The sequence below is a fragment of the Janthinobacterium sp. 78 genome, from assembly GCF_003096775.1.
GTDB lineage: Bacteria > Pseudomonadota > Gammaproteobacteria > Burkholderiales > Burkholderiaceae_D > Janthinobacterium > Janthinobacterium tructae.
In genome coordinates this window covers 5,000,160-5,017,797 of sequence record NZ_QENT01000001.1, presented here as the reverse complement: position 1 = coordinate 5,017,797, position 17,638 = coordinate 5,000,160, and the positions used below count along the sequence as shown (strand labels likewise).

At 60.9% G+C, this 17,638-nt stretch carries 17 protein-coding genes; 11 read left to right on the top strand and 6 right to left on the bottom strand.

All coding sequences use genetic code 11. The annotated features are described in order from the left end of the window. The first annotated feature begins 197 nt into the window (after window positions 1–197). From C8C92_RS22065 to ftsB, 3 genes are all read left to right on the top strand, one after another. A complete protein-coding gene (locus C8C92_RS22065) occupies window positions 198–1,850 on the top strand; it encodes a CTP synthase (RefSeq protein WP_099762759.1) in 1,653 nt (550 codons plus the stop codon). A gap of 141 nt (window positions 1,851–1,991) precedes the next feature. After that, window positions 1,992–3,275 (top strand): phosphopyruvate hydratase, encoded by a 1,284-nt coding sequence (gene eno, locus C8C92_RS22060; protein WP_096237317.1) that lies wholly within the window; start codon window positions 1,992–1,994, stop codon window positions 3,273–3,275. A gap of 61 nt (window positions 3,276–3,336) precedes the next feature. Beyond that, on the top strand, window positions 3,337–3,660 hold the full coding sequence (gene ftsB / locus C8C92_RS22055) for a cell division protein FtsB (RefSeq protein WP_116745247.1): 324 nt from the start codon (window positions 3,337–3,339) through the stop codon (window positions 3,658–3,660). 341 nt (window positions 3,661–4,001) lie between these two features. Here ftsB and C8C92_RS22050 read toward each other — a convergent pair whose 3' ends face one another. The 5 genes from C8C92_RS22050 to C8C92_RS22030 form a co-directional block, all read right to left on the bottom strand. Further along, complete coding sequence (locus tag C8C92_RS22050) at window positions 4,002–4,283, bottom strand: hypothetical protein (protein WP_099762761.1); 282 nt, start codon at window positions 4,281–4,283, stop codon at window positions 4,002–4,004. Window positions 4,284–4,435: 152 nt separating this feature from the next. Beyond that, window positions 4,436–5,566, bottom strand: a complete 1,131-nt coding sequence (locus tag C8C92_RS22045) for a glycerophosphodiester phosphodiesterase (protein ID WP_116745246.1) — start codon at window positions 5,564–5,566, stop codon at window positions 4,436–4,438. Beyond that, entirely contained in the window at window positions 5,566–7,965 is a 2,400-nt protein-coding gene (locus tag C8C92_RS22040) for a TonB-dependent receptor (RefSeq protein ID WP_116746087.1), read from the bottom strand. The genes C8C92_RS22045 and C8C92_RS22040 overlap by 1 nt, the downstream gene beginning before the upstream one ends. A gap of 143 nt (window positions 7,966–8,108) precedes the next feature. After that, a complete protein-coding gene (hslO, locus tag C8C92_RS22035; RefSeq protein WP_116745245.1) occupies window positions 8,109–9,089 on the bottom strand; it encodes an Hsp33 family molecular chaperone HslO in 981 nt (326 codons plus the stop codon). Between the two features lie 4 nt (window positions 9,090–9,093). Then, window positions 9,094–9,618, bottom strand: coding sequence for a gamma carbonic anhydrase family protein (locus tag C8C92_RS22030; RefSeq protein WP_099762764.1), 525 nt, complete (start codon window positions 9,616–9,618; stop codon window positions 9,094–9,096). Between the two features lie 219 nt (window positions 9,619–9,837). On the opposite strand from C8C92_RS22030, the gene C8C92_RS22025 reads away from it, so the two are divergent. The 8 genes from C8C92_RS22025 to bamC all read left to right on the top strand — a co-directional run bounded on the left by C8C92_RS22025 (window position 9,838) and on the right by bamC (window position 17,015). Next, window positions 9,838–10,713 (top strand): alpha/beta hydrolase, encoded by an 876-nt coding sequence (locus C8C92_RS22025; protein WP_099762765.1) that lies wholly within the window; start codon window positions 9,838–9,840, stop codon window positions 10,711–10,713. Window positions 10,714–10,803: 90 nt separating this feature from the next. Then, on the top strand, window positions 10,804–11,637 hold the full coding sequence (locus C8C92_RS22020) for a 3',5'-nucleoside bisphosphate phosphatase (protein WP_116745244.1): 834 nt from the start codon (window positions 10,804–10,806) through the stop codon (window positions 11,635–11,637). Window positions 11,638–11,856: 219 nt separating this feature from the next. Then, the gene (gene htpX, locus C8C92_RS22015; RefSeq protein WP_070303511.1) at window positions 11,857–12,741 is read left to right on the top strand and encodes a protease HtpX; all 885 of its coding nucleotides are present in this window, start codon (window positions 11,857–11,859) and stop codon (window positions 12,739–12,741) included. 36 nt (window positions 12,742–12,777) lie between these two features. Then, on the top strand, window positions 12,778–13,401 hold the full coding sequence (locus C8C92_RS22010; protein WP_096237305.1) for an L-threonylcarbamoyladenylate synthase: 624 nt from the start codon (window positions 12,778–12,780) through the stop codon (window positions 13,399–13,401). Window positions 13,402–13,484: 83 nt separating this feature from the next. Further along, a complete protein-coding gene (locus C8C92_RS22005; protein WP_099762768.1) occupies window positions 13,485–14,162 on the top strand; it encodes a site-2 protease family protein in 678 nt (225 codons plus the stop codon). Window positions 14,163–14,205: 43 nt separating this feature from the next. Next, complete coding sequence (locus C8C92_RS22000) at window positions 14,206–14,778, top strand: class I SAM-dependent methyltransferase (RefSeq protein WP_116745243.1); 573 nt, start codon at window positions 14,206–14,208, stop codon at window positions 14,776–14,778. Between the two features lie 84 nt (window positions 14,779–14,862). Beyond that, window positions 14,863–15,741 carry a 4-hydroxy-tetrahydrodipicolinate synthase gene (gene dapA / locus C8C92_RS21995; RefSeq protein ID WP_116745242.1) on the top strand — a complete coding sequence of 293 codons (879 nt, stop codon included), beginning with the start codon at window positions 14,863–14,865 and terminating at the stop codon, window positions 15,739–15,741. A gap of 80 nt (window positions 15,742–15,821) precedes the next feature. Further along, window positions 15,822–17,015, top strand: coding sequence for an outer membrane protein assembly factor BamC (gene bamC, locus C8C92_RS21990; protein ID WP_116745241.1), 1,194 nt, complete (start codon window positions 15,822–15,824; stop codon window positions 17,013–17,015). 172 nt (window positions 17,016–17,187) lie between these two features. On the opposite strand, the gene C8C92_RS21985 is transcribed toward bamC, so the two are convergent. Next, window positions 17,188–17,442 (bottom strand): hypothetical protein, encoded by a 255-nt coding sequence (locus C8C92_RS21985; protein WP_096237298.1) that lies wholly within the window; start codon window positions 17,440–17,442, stop codon window positions 17,188–17,190. Between the last annotated feature and the right edge of the window lie 196 nt (window positions 17,443–17,638).

Genomic DNA, 17,638 nt, shown 5'->3' with positions numbered 1-17,638 from the left:
TCTGTTCGCTCGCCCACACAAAGTATGGAATTGAAAATATATTAATTATTACTATTGAGTAATTTTGTTGTGCGTAGACCGCAGGAGCGGGGGTGATCGTCGACATTTGGCGCAAATTTCCACGTGTGGAGAGCGCCGCAGGCGGGCTTTAGTGTATAATTTCAATTTCCCGCACGTGCCGTTCGGCACCATCTGCAATGACCAAATTTGTCTTCGTCACTGGTGGCGTTGTGTCCTCCCTTGGAAAAGGGATTGCCGCCGCCTCCCTCGCCGCGATCCTCGAATCGCGCGGCCTTAAAGTCACCATGCTCAAGCTCGACCCGTATATCAACGTCGATCCTGGCACGATGAGCCCTATGCAACACGGTGAAGTATTCGTCACCGATGACGGGGCCGAAACCGACCTCGACCTCGGTCACTACGAGCGCTTCATCTCCACCCGCATGAAAAAGGTGAATAACTTCACCACTGGCCAGATCTATGAATCGGTGATCCGCAAGGAACGCCGGGGCGAATATCTGGGCAAGACCGTGCAGGTGATTCCGCATATCACCAATGAAATCCAGGATTACATCCGCCGTGGCGCCGAAGGCTACGACGTGGCCCTGTGCGAAATCGGCGGCACCGTCGGCGATATCGAATCGCTGCCCTTCCTGGAAGCGGCACGTCAGCTGAGCCTGCGCGCCGGCCGCAAGAACACGGCCTTCGTCCACCTGACCCTGGTGCCTTACATCGCCTCGGCCGGTGAACTGAAGACCAAGCCGACGCAGCACTCGGTGCAAAAACTGCGCGAAATCGGCATCATGCCGAACGCGCTGCTGTGCCGCGCCGACCGCGCCATCCCGGAAGACGAGCGCGCGAAAATCTCGCTGTTCTCGAATATCGAAGAGCATGCCGTCATTTCCGTGTGGGACGTCGACACCATCTACAAAGTGCCGCAAATGCTGCACGACCAGGGCCTCGACAAGATCATCTGCGAAGCGCTGGACCTCGATCCGGCACCGGCCGACCTGTCGATCTGGAGCAAGCTGATCTACACGATGGAGCACCCGAAGGCGGAAGTGACCGTCGGCATGGTCGGCAAGTATGTCGAGCTGACCGAGTCGTACAAGTCGCTGATCGAAGCGTTGCGCCACGCCGGCATCCACACGGAAAGCCGCGTCAACATCGAGTACATCGATTCGGAAGAAATCGAAACGACCGGTTGCGAGAACCTGGCCAAGTACGATGCCATCCTGGTACCGGGCGGCTTCGGCAAGCGCGGCGTGGAAGGCAAGATCAAGGCGGCCCAGTTCGCCCGTGAACACAAGATCCCTTACCTGGGCATCTGCCTGGGCATGCAAGTGGCCCTGATCGAATACGCGCGCAACAAGGCAGGCATGCCGAACGCGAATTCGACCGAGTTCGACCTTGATACGGATCAACCTGTCGTTGCACTGATCAATGAGTGGCAAAACCACGATGGTAAAGTCGAGTTGCGCGATGAAAACTCGGACCTGGGCGGTACCATGCGCCTGGGCGCGCAGACCTGCGCCGTCAATCCGGGCACCCTGGCTGCCGAGATCTACGGCAGCGTGGTGACCGAGCGTCACCGTCATCGCTACGAAGCCAACAATCATTACCTGGCCCGTGTCGAAGCGGCTGGCATGATCGTCTCGGCCCGCACGCCGAGCGAAGATTTGTGCGAAATCATGGAATTGCCACGCACGGGTGAAAATTCCCACCCATGGTATATGGGCGTGCAATACCATCCCGAGTTCAAGTCGACGCCACGCACTGGCCATCCGTTGTTTACCTCGTTCATCAAGGCAGCGCTGGCGCACAAAGAAGCCAACGCCGCTGCGCAATAACGCGGTCGATTGCGACAGTATTACCCGTAAGACAGCTCCCGGCCAGATGGTTCCCGCCGGGAGTTTCTTTGCCCCCTTTGTGCAATTGCGCATCAGAACGCAGTGTGCAGCCCCCTGTTACGCTTAACTTTGGAGAATGACATGAGTGCTATTGTTGATATTATCGGTCGCGAAATCCTGGACTCGCGCGGTAACCCGACCGTCGAATGCGATGTGTTGCTGGAATCGGGCGTGATGGGCCGTGCGGCCGTACCGTCGGGTGCCTCGACCGGTTCGCGCGAAGCCGTGGAATTGCGCGATGGCGACGCCAAGCGCTACTTCGGCAAGGGCGTGCTGCAAGCATGCGAAAACATCAACACCGAAATCTCCGAAGCCATCATGGGCCTGGACGCCAATGAACAGGCTTTCCTGGACCGTACCCTGATCGACCTGGACGGCACGGAAAACAAATCGCGCCTGGGCGCCAACGCCATCCTGGCCGTTTCCATGGCCGTCGCCAAGGCTGCCGCCGAAGAAGCGGGCTTGCCGCTGTACCGCTATTTCGGCGGTTCGGGCGCCATGCAGATGCCAGTGCCGATGATGAACGTCATCAACGGCGGCGCGCACGCCGACAACAACCTGGACATCCAGGAATTCATGATCATTCCCGTGGGCGCCCCGTCGTTCAAGGAAGCCGTCCGCTACGGCGCGGAAGTGTTCCACACGCTGAAAAAGATCCTGCACAAAAAGGGTCTGAACACCAACGTGGGCGACGAAGGCGGTTTCGCGCCATCGCTGGCCAACCATGAAGAAGCCATCAAGCTGATCATCCAGGCCATCGAAGAAGCGGGCTACGAGCCAGGCACGCAGATCGCCATCGGCCTCGATTGCGCCGCGTCCGAGTTCTACAAGAACGGCAAGTACGAAATGGCAGGCGAAGGCCTGAGCCTGACGGCTACCGAGTTCACCAACCTGCTGGCGACCTGGTGCGACAAGTACCCGATCATCTCGATCGAAGACGCGATGCACGAAGGCGACTGGGACGGCTGGGCGATCCTGACGGCAGAACTGGGCAAGAAAGTGCAACTGGTCGGCGACGACCTGTATGTCACCAACACCAAGATCCTGAAAGAAGGCATCCAGAAGGGCATCGCCAACTCGATCCTGATCAAGATCAACCAGATCGGCACCCTGACGGAAACCTTCGCCGCCATCGAAATGGCCAAGCGCGCCGGCTACACGGCCGTCATTTCGCACCGCTCGGGCGAAACGGAAGACTCGACCATCGCCGATATCGCCGTTGCTACCAACGCCCTGCAGATCAAGACCGGCTCGATGTCGCGTTCGGACCGCATGGCCAAGTACAACCAGCTGCTGCGTATCGAGGAAGACCTGGGCGACATCGCCAGCTACCCTGGCCGCGATGCGTTCTATAATCTGAAGTAAGCTGATGTAAAACCCACTGGCCGGCCGGAGAGATCCGGCCGGTTTGTTAACTGAATGCCCCATGCGCCTGATTACGCTCGCCCTGGCAGCCCTGCTGCTGCTGATCCAATTTCCCCTCTGGCTGGGCAAAGGCGGCTGGCTGCGTGTTGCCGACATGGAAGCCCAAGTGGCGCTGGCCAACAAGAAGAATGTGGAATTGAAGGCGAGAAACGCCAAGCTCGAATCCGAAGTGCGCGACCTGAAAGATGGTACCGGCGCCGTCGAGGAGCGTGCCCGCTATGAGCTGGGCATGGTCAAACAGAATGAGATTTTCGTGCAGATCGTGCGCAAGGAACAAACCCCGCCACTGCTGGAAACACCGGTGGACGCTGCTGCGCCACATTAAGATAGTACGACTTCCCGCTTGCCAGCCTGGACCGATTGCCAGGCTGACCTGTCACATTGCTACCCTGTATTTGCTACCCTGTACTTGCTACTCTGCACTGCTGCACACGATTGCCTTGCTGCTTGCTGCTTGCTGATCAGAAACGGGCTTTGCCGGTCGAGATCAGGTAAAAATGGATGCTGGTAACCACGATGGCCACGCTCACCAGTACGGTTTCGAGAAATATCATATAAAAATCCTTTCAGTGTTTGGTTGGCTTAAAAAACGTCCAGGGCCAGGCGCCAAGCCGAAGACAGTACGAACGTACGGCGAGGCGCAGGCAACGCCGCCCTGGGCGTTTTTTATCCGCGCGACGCCAGGAAGCGCAGTTCCGAGGCCAGATTCGGCATCAGGTGCTCGTAACGGGCCGCTTCCGAGTTCAGCAGGGCGATATCGCGCTTGCTTGGGCGCACATAGCGCTGTTCTTCGGCGCTGCTGGTGCTGGTGGCGATGACTTCCTTCTGTGCCAGTTCGCTGTACGGCTTGGAAGCGAGCAGGGCGCCCAGGAAGGCGCGCGTGGCGCGGCCCAGGTTGCTGAAGTAGTTGTCGTTGTCGTTGCTGTAGGTGTTGGTAAAAGTGGACATATGCCCTCCATGAATGGTCTGTTGTTGCATTGCACAATAATGGAGTTTGCGATATGCGTCCAATTTCAAATTCCAATTTCAGAAATTCAAGAAACGCATAATAAGGGCGTAGCTGCCGGCCACGCCTTGAAATTAAAATTGTTACGAAATGTTTATCCGGCGGCGATGCGTCCCAGGCCCGGATCGTCGCTGAAAAAACCGTCCAGTCCCGTTGCGATGTAGCGCCGCATTTCCGCCACGGATCCCGCTTCGTTGCGCGCGTTCTCACCATTGCCATCACGGAAGTCGGCCGCCAGGAAACGGTTTTCCGGGCGGAAGGTCCACGTGTGCAACAGCAAGCCCGCCTGGTGCGCATCGTCGACAATGGAGGTGGGCTTGGCCAGGCGCTGATCGGCGCCCAGCGCGATGATTGCTCGCGTGGGCGGCGCCACCACGTCCGCGTAGGCGGCGATGTCGCGCAAGCCGGCCGGTGTGGTCATTTGTCCAAACGTTAACTTTCCACCCGCCTTGACGACATCCATGGGGCGCACCTCGCCGCCCACCACCAGCTGCATCAGGCGCACGTTGGCGCGCCGTCCCAGCTTCTCGCGCAAGTACTTCAGATTGGCCACTTCGAAGGACTGGATTTCGATCGGCGCGCGGCGCGTGTATTCGTGCGCCAGCATGGTCGACAGGAAACGGTCTTCCAGCGCCAGGCCCGCATCGCGGAAATACGTCGAGCTTTTCAGCTCGGGCACGAGGCCGATGATGCGCCCGCTGGCGGCTGATTGCGCTGCAACAAAATCGATGATTTCTTCCCAGGTGGGGATCTGGAATTGGCCATCGTACAAGGTGTTGCCGGTGCGCACTTTCGGCAGCCGTTCGATGGCGCGCAGGGTTTTCAATTCCGCCAGGGTGAAGTCGTCGACGAACCAGCCTTCGTGCCATTCGCCGTCGACCAGCTTCTTGCCGCGCCGGCTGGCAAATTCAGGCCGGCGGGCCACGTCGGTGGTGTCGATCAGATTGCTTTCATGGCGCGCCACGAGGATGCCGTCGCGCGTGGCGACCAGGTCCGGCTCGACGTAATCGGCGCCGTCGGCGATGGCCTTGGCATACGACGCCAGCGTATGCTCGGGGCGCAGGGCGCTGGCGCCCCGGTGGGCGAACACCAGTGGACGCGCCGGTTTTGCTTCCAGCAGGCCGGCGGCAAAGCCGGGCGCGGCGACCAGGGCCAGGCCCCCGACGGCCGCCTGCACGAAGCTACGGCGCGAAAAGTGCCGTTGCGGGAGGATAGGCGTGCGCATCAGAAGTCCGCCGTCAGGGTCAAAAAGCCCTGGCGCGGGGCGATCGGGAAGGTGTTGTACGTCTTGTCGGCCGCGCCCACCACCACGTTCAGCGAACCTTCGCGGTTGGCCAGGTTGCTGACGTTCACGCGCCAGCGCGGGTTTTTCAGCCAGCTGGCCATGGCTGGCAGCTTGCCCGACACGCCCAGACCCATCAGGAAATAGCTGGGCACGGACAAATCGTTGGTGTACGTCGCGTAGCGCTTGCCCACATAGTCACCCGTCAGTTGCACTTCGATATCGCCAAACGTAGCCGAAGCCACGAACTTGTTCAGCCATTCCGGCGAGCCCGGCACGTTCTTGCCGGCTGTCAATACCAGCGCGGCGCCATTGTTGTAGTTGTCCGCGTATTGCGAGCGGTTGTACGACAGGGCATTGTAGAACGAGAAATTGTTGCCAAAGTGCACGGTGCCGGCGATGTCGATGCCGTCCGTGCGCACGCTGCCCACGTTGGCCAGCACGGGGTTGCCGCCAATGATGGAGGAAATCACGGGCGTGGGGCTGATCTGCAGCAAACGGTTGCTGAAATCGACGTGGTACACATTGACCTGGCCATCGATGGAAGTGATGGGGCCCAGGTTCAATGGGTGGCTGCCGCGCACGCCCACTTCATACGTGAGGGCCGTTTCCGGCTTGGCGTCGCGCTTGAACAGGTCGAACGCGGCCTGGCTCGACAAGCTCCATGGCGAGGCGCCTCCGCCGCCATAGGTGACGAACTGACGCATGTTTTTCTGGATATTGAAGTACAGCTGGTCTTGCGGCGTGAAGTCCCAGCGCGCGCCCACTTGCGGCAGGAACCATTTTTTCGTGTTGATGGTGCCGACCGGCAAGGCCGTCGAACCGCCCGAGATGGCGCCCAGGGCCGGTTGCACGGGGAATTGGCCGTCGGCAAACTGCAGGCTGGACTTGAAGCCCGCCTGCAGGGCGATATCGGGGCGGATGCGCCATTCATCCTGCAAGTGCAGCTGCACCACCTTGTTGTCGATCTCGCTGCCGTACTGCGTGATCAATGGATTGCTGGGGCGGTCGTACGGCGAGGTCGGGTTGTTGACGTCCAGCGCATACCAGCGGCGGTAGGCGGACGAGCGGTTCTGTTCCAGCCACAGGCCCGCTTCCAGCTGGTGATTGCCGATTTCCTTGCGCAGGGTGGAAAGGAAGCCGCCGCGCTTGATGTCGTATTCCGTCGTGCGCACGGCGTAGCCCGAGTTGCCGAACACCTGTTTCAAGTTCTGTTTCGGGTAGTACACGCTGAACAGGCCAGGCAAGCCGGCCACGCCGATGGGGCCGGCCACCACGCCCGCGCCGTCATCCTTGTGGTAATACACCTGGTTAGCCCACGTCATGCCTTCGGACAAGTTGGCGTCGAACTTGGCGTAGGCCAGGTAATCGGTGCGCTGCGCATCGCTGTAGTAATTGCGGTAATTGTTGCCGTCCGCAGCCGGCGTGGCGCCCGTCGGCGACAGGTAGTTCAGGGCCGCCTTGAAGTCCGGGTACAGGAAGGGGCGCGTGTACGGCGCGCTCGTCTCGCCCTTCACGTGCACGGTGCTGTCTTCGTTCGGCTCGATCTTGTCCGAGTAATTGAAGAACAGGGTCAGCTTGCCCGCCTCGCTGCGGTTGACGTATTTGGCATTGAACTGGTCGCCGCCCTGGCGCGCATCGAAGTCCCAGGCGCGCGCTTCGTGGTGCAGGATGGAAAAGTAGGCGCTGCTGCCGTCGCCGAAGGCGCCCGTGTCGTAGCGGGCAAACGTGCGCGAGGTGCGGTGGCTGCCCACTGTTTGCTGCACGCTGGCGCCTTGCGTGGCCAGCGGGTCGCTGGAATAGGTTTCGATGGTGCCGCCCAGGTTGCTGGTCGAGGCCGTCGCCAGGTCGCCCGCGCCCGACGACAGCACGACGCTGCGCACGTTTTCGCTGATCACGGCGCGCTGCGGCGACAGGCCGTTGTAGTTGCCGTACTGCTGGTCGCCGAGCGGCACGCCATCCATGGTGTAGCCGAGTTGCTGGCCGGAAAAGCCATGCACGAACAGCGACAGGTTCTGTTCGTTGTTGCCCCATGGATCGGCCGTCTGGAAGCTGACGCCAGGCAGGGTTTGCAGGGCTTTCAGGGGATTCGTGCCGGGCAGGATTTTCTGGATTTCATTCTTGCTCAGGGCGACCGAAGAACGCGTCTTGCGCGAGGAAATCTCCACGGTGGTCATCGGTGCGTTGTCATCAACGGGCGCTGCCATCTCGGTGGCGGCGGACGCCACGGCGGCGGCGACGGCCGTTTGCGCCAGCGCCGGCAGGGAGAGGCCTGCGGCGCACGCGCCCAGCAAAACATGAAAGGAATGGCGGCGCAGGGCCAGCGTCAAGTGGGTGGTCATCATCAGCCTGTGGAAAGTAGTGTGGTTAATACAAGCTGCGCAGCGTAACGGCGGCGCGTTACGGGCTGATGACGGACTGATGACGGAACGATGACAGTGGAAACAATGGCGCCGCCTGAGGGGCGGCGCGAGGAATATTACAATTAGTTAATGCTGGCGGCTGGCGGAATCAGTACTTCGGCCGGCGCATCCGTGATGAACAGCTGCGCGCAATCGACTTTGTCGAATGTATAGTGCTGGCCGCAGAAATCGCAGTTCACGCCCACTTGTCCCACTTCGTCCAGAGTGCCGTTGACTTCTTCCTCGCCCAGCATCTTGAGCATATTGCCGACTTTTTCGCGCGTGCAGCTGCAATGGAAGCTCGGGTGCAGCGGCTCGAAGACGCGGATGGTTTCTTCCCAGAACAAGCGCTGCATCAGGGTCTCGATGTCGGTGGCGAGGATTTCTTCCTCTTTCAGGGTCGACGCCAGCATCACGGCGCGGTGCCATGTGTCCAGTGCAACTTCTTCCGAGACGGGTGTCGCTTCGGCCTTGCCGCCATGGTGGGGCAGCTTTTGCAGCAGCAGGCCGCGCGAGACGCTGTCGTCCGTGGCCAGCCACAGACGCGTATCGAGCTGTTCCGAGCGCAACATGTAGTTTTCGATCACGGTCGCCATGTCGTCGCCGTCGAGCGGCACGATGCCCTGGTACGGTTGCTGGCCCGGCACCTTGTCGGCCGGGTCCAGGGTGATGATGAAGCGGCCCTTGCCCGTGGCGTTGAGCAATTGCGGTACGCTGGCGACGTCGGGGATGGTGGCGTCCGGGTCCAGCTTGGCCGTGGCGCGCAAGCGCAGGTCGGAATCGCACTCGACGACCATCAGGCGCACGGGACCGTCACCGTGGATTTGCATGATGATGGAGCCGTTGAATTTCAGGTTGGCCGACAGCAGGGCGGCGGCAGCCACCATTTCGCCCAGCACTTTTTTCACGGCCGTCGGATAGGCGTGGCGCGATACCACTTCCTGCCAGGTGTGGGAAACGTCGATGAACTGGCCGCGCACGGCAGCATTGTCGAAAATAAATTTTTGCAGGGTATCCTGGCCGCTAACGGCTGCGCTGACTGCGCCGGTGGTTTCAGTCGTCATTCTCTTATCCAATCTTCTTGAGTTGCGTATTAAATAGCTGGCCGCGTTGCACATAGTTCACGGCGTTGCCTTGTAGCTTGGTGATATCGTCTGCCGTCAAGGGCCGCACGGCTTTTGCCGGCGAGCCGATGATCAGCATATTGTCGGGAAATTCCTTGCCTTCCGTGACCAGGGCGCCCGCGCCGACCAGGCACCCTTTGCCGATCTTCGCGCCGTTCAGGATCACGGCCTGGATGCCGATCAGGGCGCCATCGCCAATCGTGCACCCATGCAACATGGCCTGGTGGCCGATGGTCACGTTCTGGCCGATGTCCAGCGGGTAGCCCGGGTCCGTGTGCAGTACGGCGCCTTCCTGCACATTGCTGTTGGCGCCCACGGTGATGCGTTCATTGTCGCCGCGAATCGTCGCGCCGAACCATACGGACGTGTTCGCTTCCAGGGTCACCTTGCCGATCACGTTGGCCGTGTCGGCAACAAAAGCGGAAGCGTCAATCTGTGGCGCATCGGCGCCCAATTGGTAGAGTGTCATCGTTAGCCTGTGGCGGTGGTGGAAGCGCCGGGCTGGGCCGGACGCTGAAGTTTTACTGTGTTGTGTACGCTATTTTACGCTGTTGCAGGACAAGTCCTGGCGCCCGGCGCTAATCCGGTATAATAATCGAACGGTCGTACTTTTATGCGCACCCTATCTACAGACACAGCATGTGGCGCCATCCGCGCCACTTTCAAGGCAGGCAATCAGATGAAACCCATGAAACTTTCCCGTTCCGAATTCATCAACATCCGCGGCGCCCGCACCCATGTGCGCCACTGGGGCCGCGAAGGCGCGCCCATCCTGTTCATGGTGCACGGCTGGATGGACGTGGCCGCCTCGTTCCAGTTCGTCGTTGACGAATTGCAAGGCGACTGGCACGTGATCGCACCCGACTGGCGCGGCTTTGGCCTGAGCGATTACACGCAATCGGACACTTACTGGTTCCCCGACTACCTGGCCGACCTGGACGCCATGCTGCTGCACTATGCGCCGGATGCCCCCGTCAATCTGCTCGGCCACAGCATGGGCGCCAACGTGGCCGGCCTGTACGCGGGCGTGCGGCCCGAGCGCATCAGCCGTTTCATCAACCTGGAAGGCTTCGGCATGATGGCGAGCAAGCCGGAGCAGGCGCCGGGCCGCTACGCCAAGTGGCTAGCTGAATTGCGCGAGCCGCCCGCGATGCGCAGCTATCCGAGCCAGCAGGCCGTGGCCGAGCGCCTGCAAAAGACCAATCCGCGCCTGCCCGACGCGCGCGCCGCCTTCCTGGCCGAGCACTGGTCGGCGCAGAACGAGGCGGGCGAGTGGGACATCCTGGGCGACCCGCAGCACAAGCGTGTCAATCCCATCCTGTACCAGGTGGAAGAAGTGATGGCGTGCTGGCGCCGCATCACGGCACCCGTGCTGTGGGTGGAAGCCGATGATACGAATATGTGGCAATGGATGGGGCCGAAGGAAGAGGCGCGCATTGAAATCGACCGGCGTTTGGCCTGCATCAAGGATGTGCGCTGCGAGATGATGGCCGACGCGGGCCACATGCTGCACCATGACCAGCCGGCGGAGCTGGCGCGCCTGGTGGAAGCCTTTTTGGCCTGATGTGTGTCGGGAACGCCGCAGCACGATTTGGCAAGCAGCGTACAATGAAAACTTCTTCCATGCTGAGCCCGTGCAGGGTATTGTTTTCACATGCTTAAAGTCGACCTGCATTGTCATTCGAATATTTCCGACGGCGTGCTCGCGCCCGCCGCCGTGGCTGCGTACGCGCGCAACGCCGGCGTCGATGTATGGGCGCTGACGGACCACGATGAAGTGTCCGGCGTCGCCGCCGCGCGCACGGCCGCGCTGGACCTGGGCATGCGTTTCGTGGCCGGCGTGGAAATTTCCATCACCTGGGCCGGCCAGACCGTGCACATCGTGGGCTTGCAAGTCGATGAAAACAATCCGGGCCTGGTGCAGGGCTTGCACCAGACACGCTCCGGGCGCGACGCGCGCGGCCGCGAAATCGCCCGCCAGCTGGACCTGGCCGGCATTCCCGACGCCTATGAAGGGGCTTTGAAATTTGTCGGCAACCCGGATCTGATGTCGCGCACGCACTTTGCCCGCTACATCGTGGAAACGGGGAAATGCGCGAACATCCCTGACGTGTTCAAGAAATACCTGTCGGAAGGCAAGCCGGGCTACGTCGAGCACCGCTGGGCCACCCTGGCCGAGGCCGTGGGCTGGATACGCGGCGCGGGCGGCGTGGCCGTCATCGCCCATCCGGGCCGCTACCGCTTCAGCGACATGGCGCAAGGCGTGCTGTTCGATGAATTCAAGCAACTCGGCGGCGTGGCCATCGAAGTCGTCACGGGCAGTCACAGTCCGGACCAGTATCCGGAATACGCGCAGCTGGCCAACGCCTACGGCTTCCTCGCCTCGCGCGGCACGGATTTCCATGCGCCAGGCGAGTCGCGCGTGGATTTTGCCAAGCTGCCGCCGCTGCCCACCAACGTCACGCCCATCTGGCACGACTGGTTTTAGCTGACAGCCAGGCAAATCTGCTGCGCGGCGCGCTTTGCGGCCGGCGATGCTCACCGTACTTCAGTACGGTTGCGCTTCTCGGCCACAAATCACTGCCGCTCGCGACGATTTTCCTGGCTGCCGATGCGCCGCCGTGTTGCCAGAGCTGCTTGAAATCTGCGTTAGCGTACATATCTTTTTGTTATTCTTGTTATACATAGTCATCTGGAGCCATCGCCCATGAAACGTATTGTCCTTTTTATTGCCACCAACCTGGCCGTGATGCTGGTGCTGTCGCTCGTCCTCAGCTTGTTGGGCGTGGGCAATCCGGCGCGGGGCAGCACCCTGAACCTGGGCAGCCTGCTGGTGTTTTCGCTGGTGGTGGGTTTTACAGGGTCGATCTTTTCCCTGTTGATCAGCAAACCGATGGCCAAGTGGAGCACGGGCGCGCGCGTCATCGACAACCCCACCTCGTCGACCGAGTTGTGGCTGGTCAATACCGTGCGCGCCTTGTCCGAGCGGGCCGGCATCGGCATGCCGGAGGTGGCCGTGTACGAAGGCGACGCGAATGCGTTTGCCACGGGCGCCTTCAAAAATTCGGCGCTGGTGGCCGTCTCGACCGGCTTGCTGCAGAGCATGAACCGCGATGAAGTCGAAGCCGTGCTGGGCCACGAGATCGCCCACGTCGCCAATGGCGACATGGTGACCTTGACCCTGATCCAGGGCGTGGTGAATACCTTTGTCGTCTTCATGGCCCGCGTGGTGGGTTTCTTTGTCGACAATGTGCTGCTGAAAAATAACAACCGCGAAGGCGGCGGACGCGGCATCGGTTACTTTGTGACCGTGATGGTGTGCGAAGTCATCTTCGGCTTGCTCGCTTCCATCATCGTGGCCTGGTTCTCGCGCCAGCGCGAATTTCGCGCCGATGCCGGTTCGGCCAAGCTGCTGGGCAGCCCCACGCCGATGATGCATGCGCTGGCCCGCCTGGGCGGCGTGCCGCCGGGCGAACTGCCCCAATCGATGCAGGCGCTGGGCATCAGCGGCGGCAATGGCGGCTGGGGCGCGCTGTTCGCCACCCATCCACCGATCGAGCAACGCATCGCTGCCCTGCGCGGCGTGCAATAATGATAACTAATGCCAATAACTAAGAATACGTAGACCATGAGTCAATTTTTCCAGATTCACCCCGAGAATCCGCAATTGCGCCTGATCAAGCAGGCGGCGCAGATCATCCAGTCCGGCGGCGTGGTGGCCTTGCCCACCGATTCCTGCTACGCGCTGGTGTGCCAGCTCGACGACAAGGGCGCCGTCGAGCGCCTGCGCCGCATCCGTGGCGTGGATGAAAAGCATCATCTGACCCTGCTGTGCCGCGACTTGAGCGAACTGGGCTTGTATGCCCGCGTGGACAACCGCCAGTTCCGCCTGCTCAAGGCGGGCACGCCGGGCGCCTATACCTTCATCCTGGAGGCGACCAAGGAAGTGCCGCGCCGCCTCAGCCATCCTTCGCGCAAGACCATCGGCCTGCGCGTGCCGCAGCACCGCATCGTGCAAAGCCTGCTGGAAGAACTGGGCCAGCCCCTGCTGGGTGCGACCCTGACCCTGCCTGGCGACGAAGACAGCCTGACGGATGCCGACACGATCCGCGAACGGCTGGAAAAGCTGGTCGACCTGATCATCGATGGCGGCGTTTGCGCACATGGCCCCAGCACCGTGATCGACCTGACGGGAGCGGAGCCGGAAGTGGTGCGCGTGGGACGCGGCGACCCGGCCGTGCTGGGTTTGTAGTCGCTGGCGCAGGGCGCGGGATTTACCTATCTTTAATGGCAACATAAGAAAGTGCCTGGGACGCCTCTGGTAGAATCGCGGTCATGAGCGATTTCAATACGATAGTCCAGACCATTGCGGTGTACCTGGTGCCGGTGCTGTTTGCCATTTCCCTGCACGAGGCGGCGCACGGCTACGCCGCCCGCTATTTCGGCGACCCCACGGCCTCGAACGAGGGCAGGCTGAGCCTCAATCCCATTCGGCATATCGATCCTTTCGGCACGATATTGCTGCCCTTGATACTGTATTTCACGATCCAGGTACCGTTTGGCTATGCCAAGCCGGTACCCGTCGATTTCAGCCGCCTGCGCAATCCGAAGAAGCAGATGGCGTGGGTGGCGTTTGCCGGTCCTGGCGCCAATTTCGTCATGGGCTTTGGCTGGATGATCGCCTTTGTCGTCCTGAGTGTCCTGCCGCCGACGGAAATGGGCATGTTTTTCCGCAAGATGGCCGGCGCCGGCGTCAGCGTGAATGCGGCCATGTTTGTCTTTAACCTGATTCCCGTGCCACCGCTCGATGGCGGGCGCATCATGACGGGTTTGTTGCCGATGCAACTGGCACGCCCTTACGCCAGCATCGAGCGCTACAGCCTGTATGTCTTCGGCGCCCTGGTGCTGCTGATGTACACGGGTATCTTGAACCGCGCCCTGCTGGCGGCGATCGAATTTGTCATTGGCATTTTTGTCACCCTGGTCACGCCCCTGACGGCTGTCTTGACTTGATGCCGCGCAAGCTGATGCACGCAATTAACTGATGGAAGTACCGATGCAAGTAACTGAACCAACAATAGAAACTGAAGCGATTTCGGGCTGGCTGCGCCGCTGGGCGCCCCTGATCCCGGGCGGCGAAGTGCTGGACCTGGCCTGTGGTGCCGGCCGCCATGCGCGCCACCTGGTCAGCCTGGGCCACCCCGTGATCGCGCTCGACCACGACCCGGAAATGCTGGAAAAGGCGGCCGGCACGGGCATCACCACCTCGCTGGTGGACCTGGAGGCGCCCGGTGCCGTATGGCCGTTCGCGCCCGGCCGCTTTGCCGGCATCGTCGTCACCAATTATCTGCACCGGCCCTTGCTCGAAGCAATGGTGGCCAGCCTGGCGCCCGATGGCGTGTTGCTGTATGAAACCTTTGCCGAGGGTAACGAGCAGTTCGGCAAGCCGTCGAATCCGAAATTCCTGCTGAAGGAAGGCGAAATGCTGACCTGGGCGGTGCAGCACGGCTTGCGTGTGGTAGCGTACGAGGATGGGCGCGTGGAACAGCCAAAAGCTGCTCTGGTGCAACGAATTTGTGCCGTCCGGCCGGATTTTCCACGGTTGGCAGCCTTGCTGCCGACGTTTTGAGCGGCCATACTATGTCAGAATGCACCACAGGCGCGGGCTATCCGCTACAATCGTTGTTTTATTTATCGGCGCTATAAACTTACTATGATCAAGGGCAGCATTGTAGCAATCGTCACCCCGATGCACGCTGACGGCAGTCTGGACTTTCCAGGTCTGCGCAAGCTGATCGACTGGCATATCGCCGAGGGTACGGACAGCATCGTCATCGTTGGCACCACGGGCGAATCGGCAACAGTGAGCGTGGAAGAACACTGCGAACTGATCAAGTTGACCGTCGAACATGCCAAGGGACGCATTCCTATCATCGCCGGTGCCGGAGGCAACTCCACGGCCGAGGCCATCAAACTGACGCGCTATGCGAAAGAAGCGGGCGCCGATGCTGTCTTGCAAGTGGTGCCGTACTACAACCGTCCTACCCAGGAAGGCATGTACCAGCACTTCAAGGCCATCGCCGAAGCCGTCGACATTCCCGTCATCCTGTACAACGTGCCTGGCCGCACCGTTGCCGACATGAGCAACGAAACCATCGTGCGCCTGTCCGCCATCCCGAATATTGTCGGTGTGAAAGATGCGACTGGCAATATCGGCCGTGGCATCGACCTGCTGCGCCTGGTGCCAGCCGACTTCGCCGTGTACTCGGGCGATGATCCGACGGCCATGGCGCTGATGTTCTGCGGCGGCCACGGCAACATCTCCGTGACGGCCAACGTGGCGCCGCGCGCCATGCACGAGCTGTGCGTCGCAGCCATGGCGGGCGAGCGTGCCACGGCCATCGCCATCAATAACAAAGTTTTCCCCCTGCACCAGAAATTGTTTGTCGAGCCCAACCCGGTGCCCGTCAAATGGGCGCTGGCCGAAATGGGCATGATGCCAGCCGGCATACGCTTGCCACTGGTGCCGCTGGCTGAAAATTGCCATGCCACCGTGCGCGATGCCTTGCGCGACGCTGGCATCCTGTCTTAAGCCGAACTTCAAGCCCGGGCTTGACCAGTCCGGACCTTCCCTGATTCCAGCTGCTACTTAGCTTCTTATCCAGTTACGACATGACTAATTGCAAGAAAACCAAACCGGCGCCTGCCACCATCGCCGTCCGCGGCATCGTCATCGGCGCCGTCGCAGCCAGCCTCGCGGGCTGCGGCATGATCAGTTCGGTAGTCGGCGGCGACAAGGTCGACTACAAGTCGGTCAAGAAAGCCAGCACCCTGGACGTGCCGCCTGACCTGACGCAATTGCAGCAGGACAACCGCTACTCCCTGCCGGATGCGAAGAATGGCGTGGCCACGGCTTCCGGCTACAACGCGCAGCGCAACGCCACGGCCGGTACGCCCGTCATCGTGGGCGCCGATGGCGTGGTGGGCGTCGTGCCTGTCACGGCAGGTGGCGTGAAGGTCGAGCGTGCGGGCAACCAGCGCTGGCTGGTCGTCAAGCAGTCGCCTGAAGTGCTGTGGCCGCAGCTCAAGCAATTCTGGGAAGATTCGGGCTTTACCGTCGCCATCGACCAGCCGACGGCTGGCATCATGGAAACCGAATGGAACGAAAACCGCGCCAAGCTGCCGCAGGACTTTATCCGCAACACCATCGGCAAGGCCTTCGATTCGATGTACTCGACGGGCGAGAAAGACAAGTTCCGCACCCGCGTGGAACGCCTGGCCGACGGTTCGACCGAGATCTACATCAGCCACCGTGGCGTGGAAGAGGTCGTTACGGGCCGCGACAAGGAAACGACTACCTGGACCGCGCGTCCCAACGATCCGGGCCTGGAAGCGCAATTCCTGGCCAAGTTGATGACGCGCCTGGGCGCGGCCAGCGACGATGCGCAGGCGAAGACGGCCGTCGACGCCGCCATTGTGCAGCCGCAGCACGCCAAGCTGGTGGGCCAAGCCGCCACGCCGGCGCGCGCCATCGAAGTCGATGAAGGTTTCGACCGCGCCTGGCGCCGTGTCGGCCTGGCCCTGGACCGCGTCGGCTTCACGGTCGAAGACCGCGACCGCACGCAAGGCACGTATTTCGTGCGTTACGTCGATCCGGATGTCGTCAAGAAAGATGGTTTCTTCTCGAAACTGTTCAGCTGGGGCTCGTCGTCCGACAAGGACAAGGAAGCGCAGCGCTACCGCGTCCTGGTCAAGGCCGGCAATGGCGCGACCAGCCTGGTCAGCATCCTCAGCAACGAAGGCCAGCCAGATACCTCGCCAGTGGCAGAGAAGATCCTGGGCCTGTTGAACGAGCAGTTGAAATAAGTGGTGTGGCAGCGGCAGGTTTGAAAACCTGCTGCGCATAAAAAAGGCTGGCCCGGTGCAAATCGGGTCAGCCTTTTTTATTGCCTGCGTCCCGCGTTATATCTTGCGGACAAAACGCCGGACGCAAAAAAGCCGGCCCGAAGGCCGGCTTTCTCTAGTGCAAGGTGCTAAATTACTTAGCAGCCGATGCAGCAGCCGAAGCAGCCGAAGCAGCGTCGGTAGCGGCCGAAGCGGCAGCCGAAGCAGCAGCAGCAGCGTCGGTAGCGGCCGAAGCAGCAGCGTCAGCAGCAGCAGCTGGAGCAGCTTCAACTACTGGTGCTGCTGCTGGGGTTTCAACTACTGGTGCTGGTGCAGGAGCTTCTTCTTTTTTGCTGCAAGCAGCCAGAGCAACAACCATCAGGGAGGCGATCAGCAGGGATTTTTTCATTTGTTTTCCTTAATTATTTCAAAAAATAAATCAATATTGTTGCGATGAATAATTACCGGTAATTATCGCTCGTTAGGTCGTCTTCGAAGGCTTTTCGTACCAGGTGGTGCCTGCCAGACAACGGAAACTTCCTAACCGAATATTATAGCGATTTTTGGTGCGTCGCAATAGGAGCAAGAGGCAAATTCGCAACTAT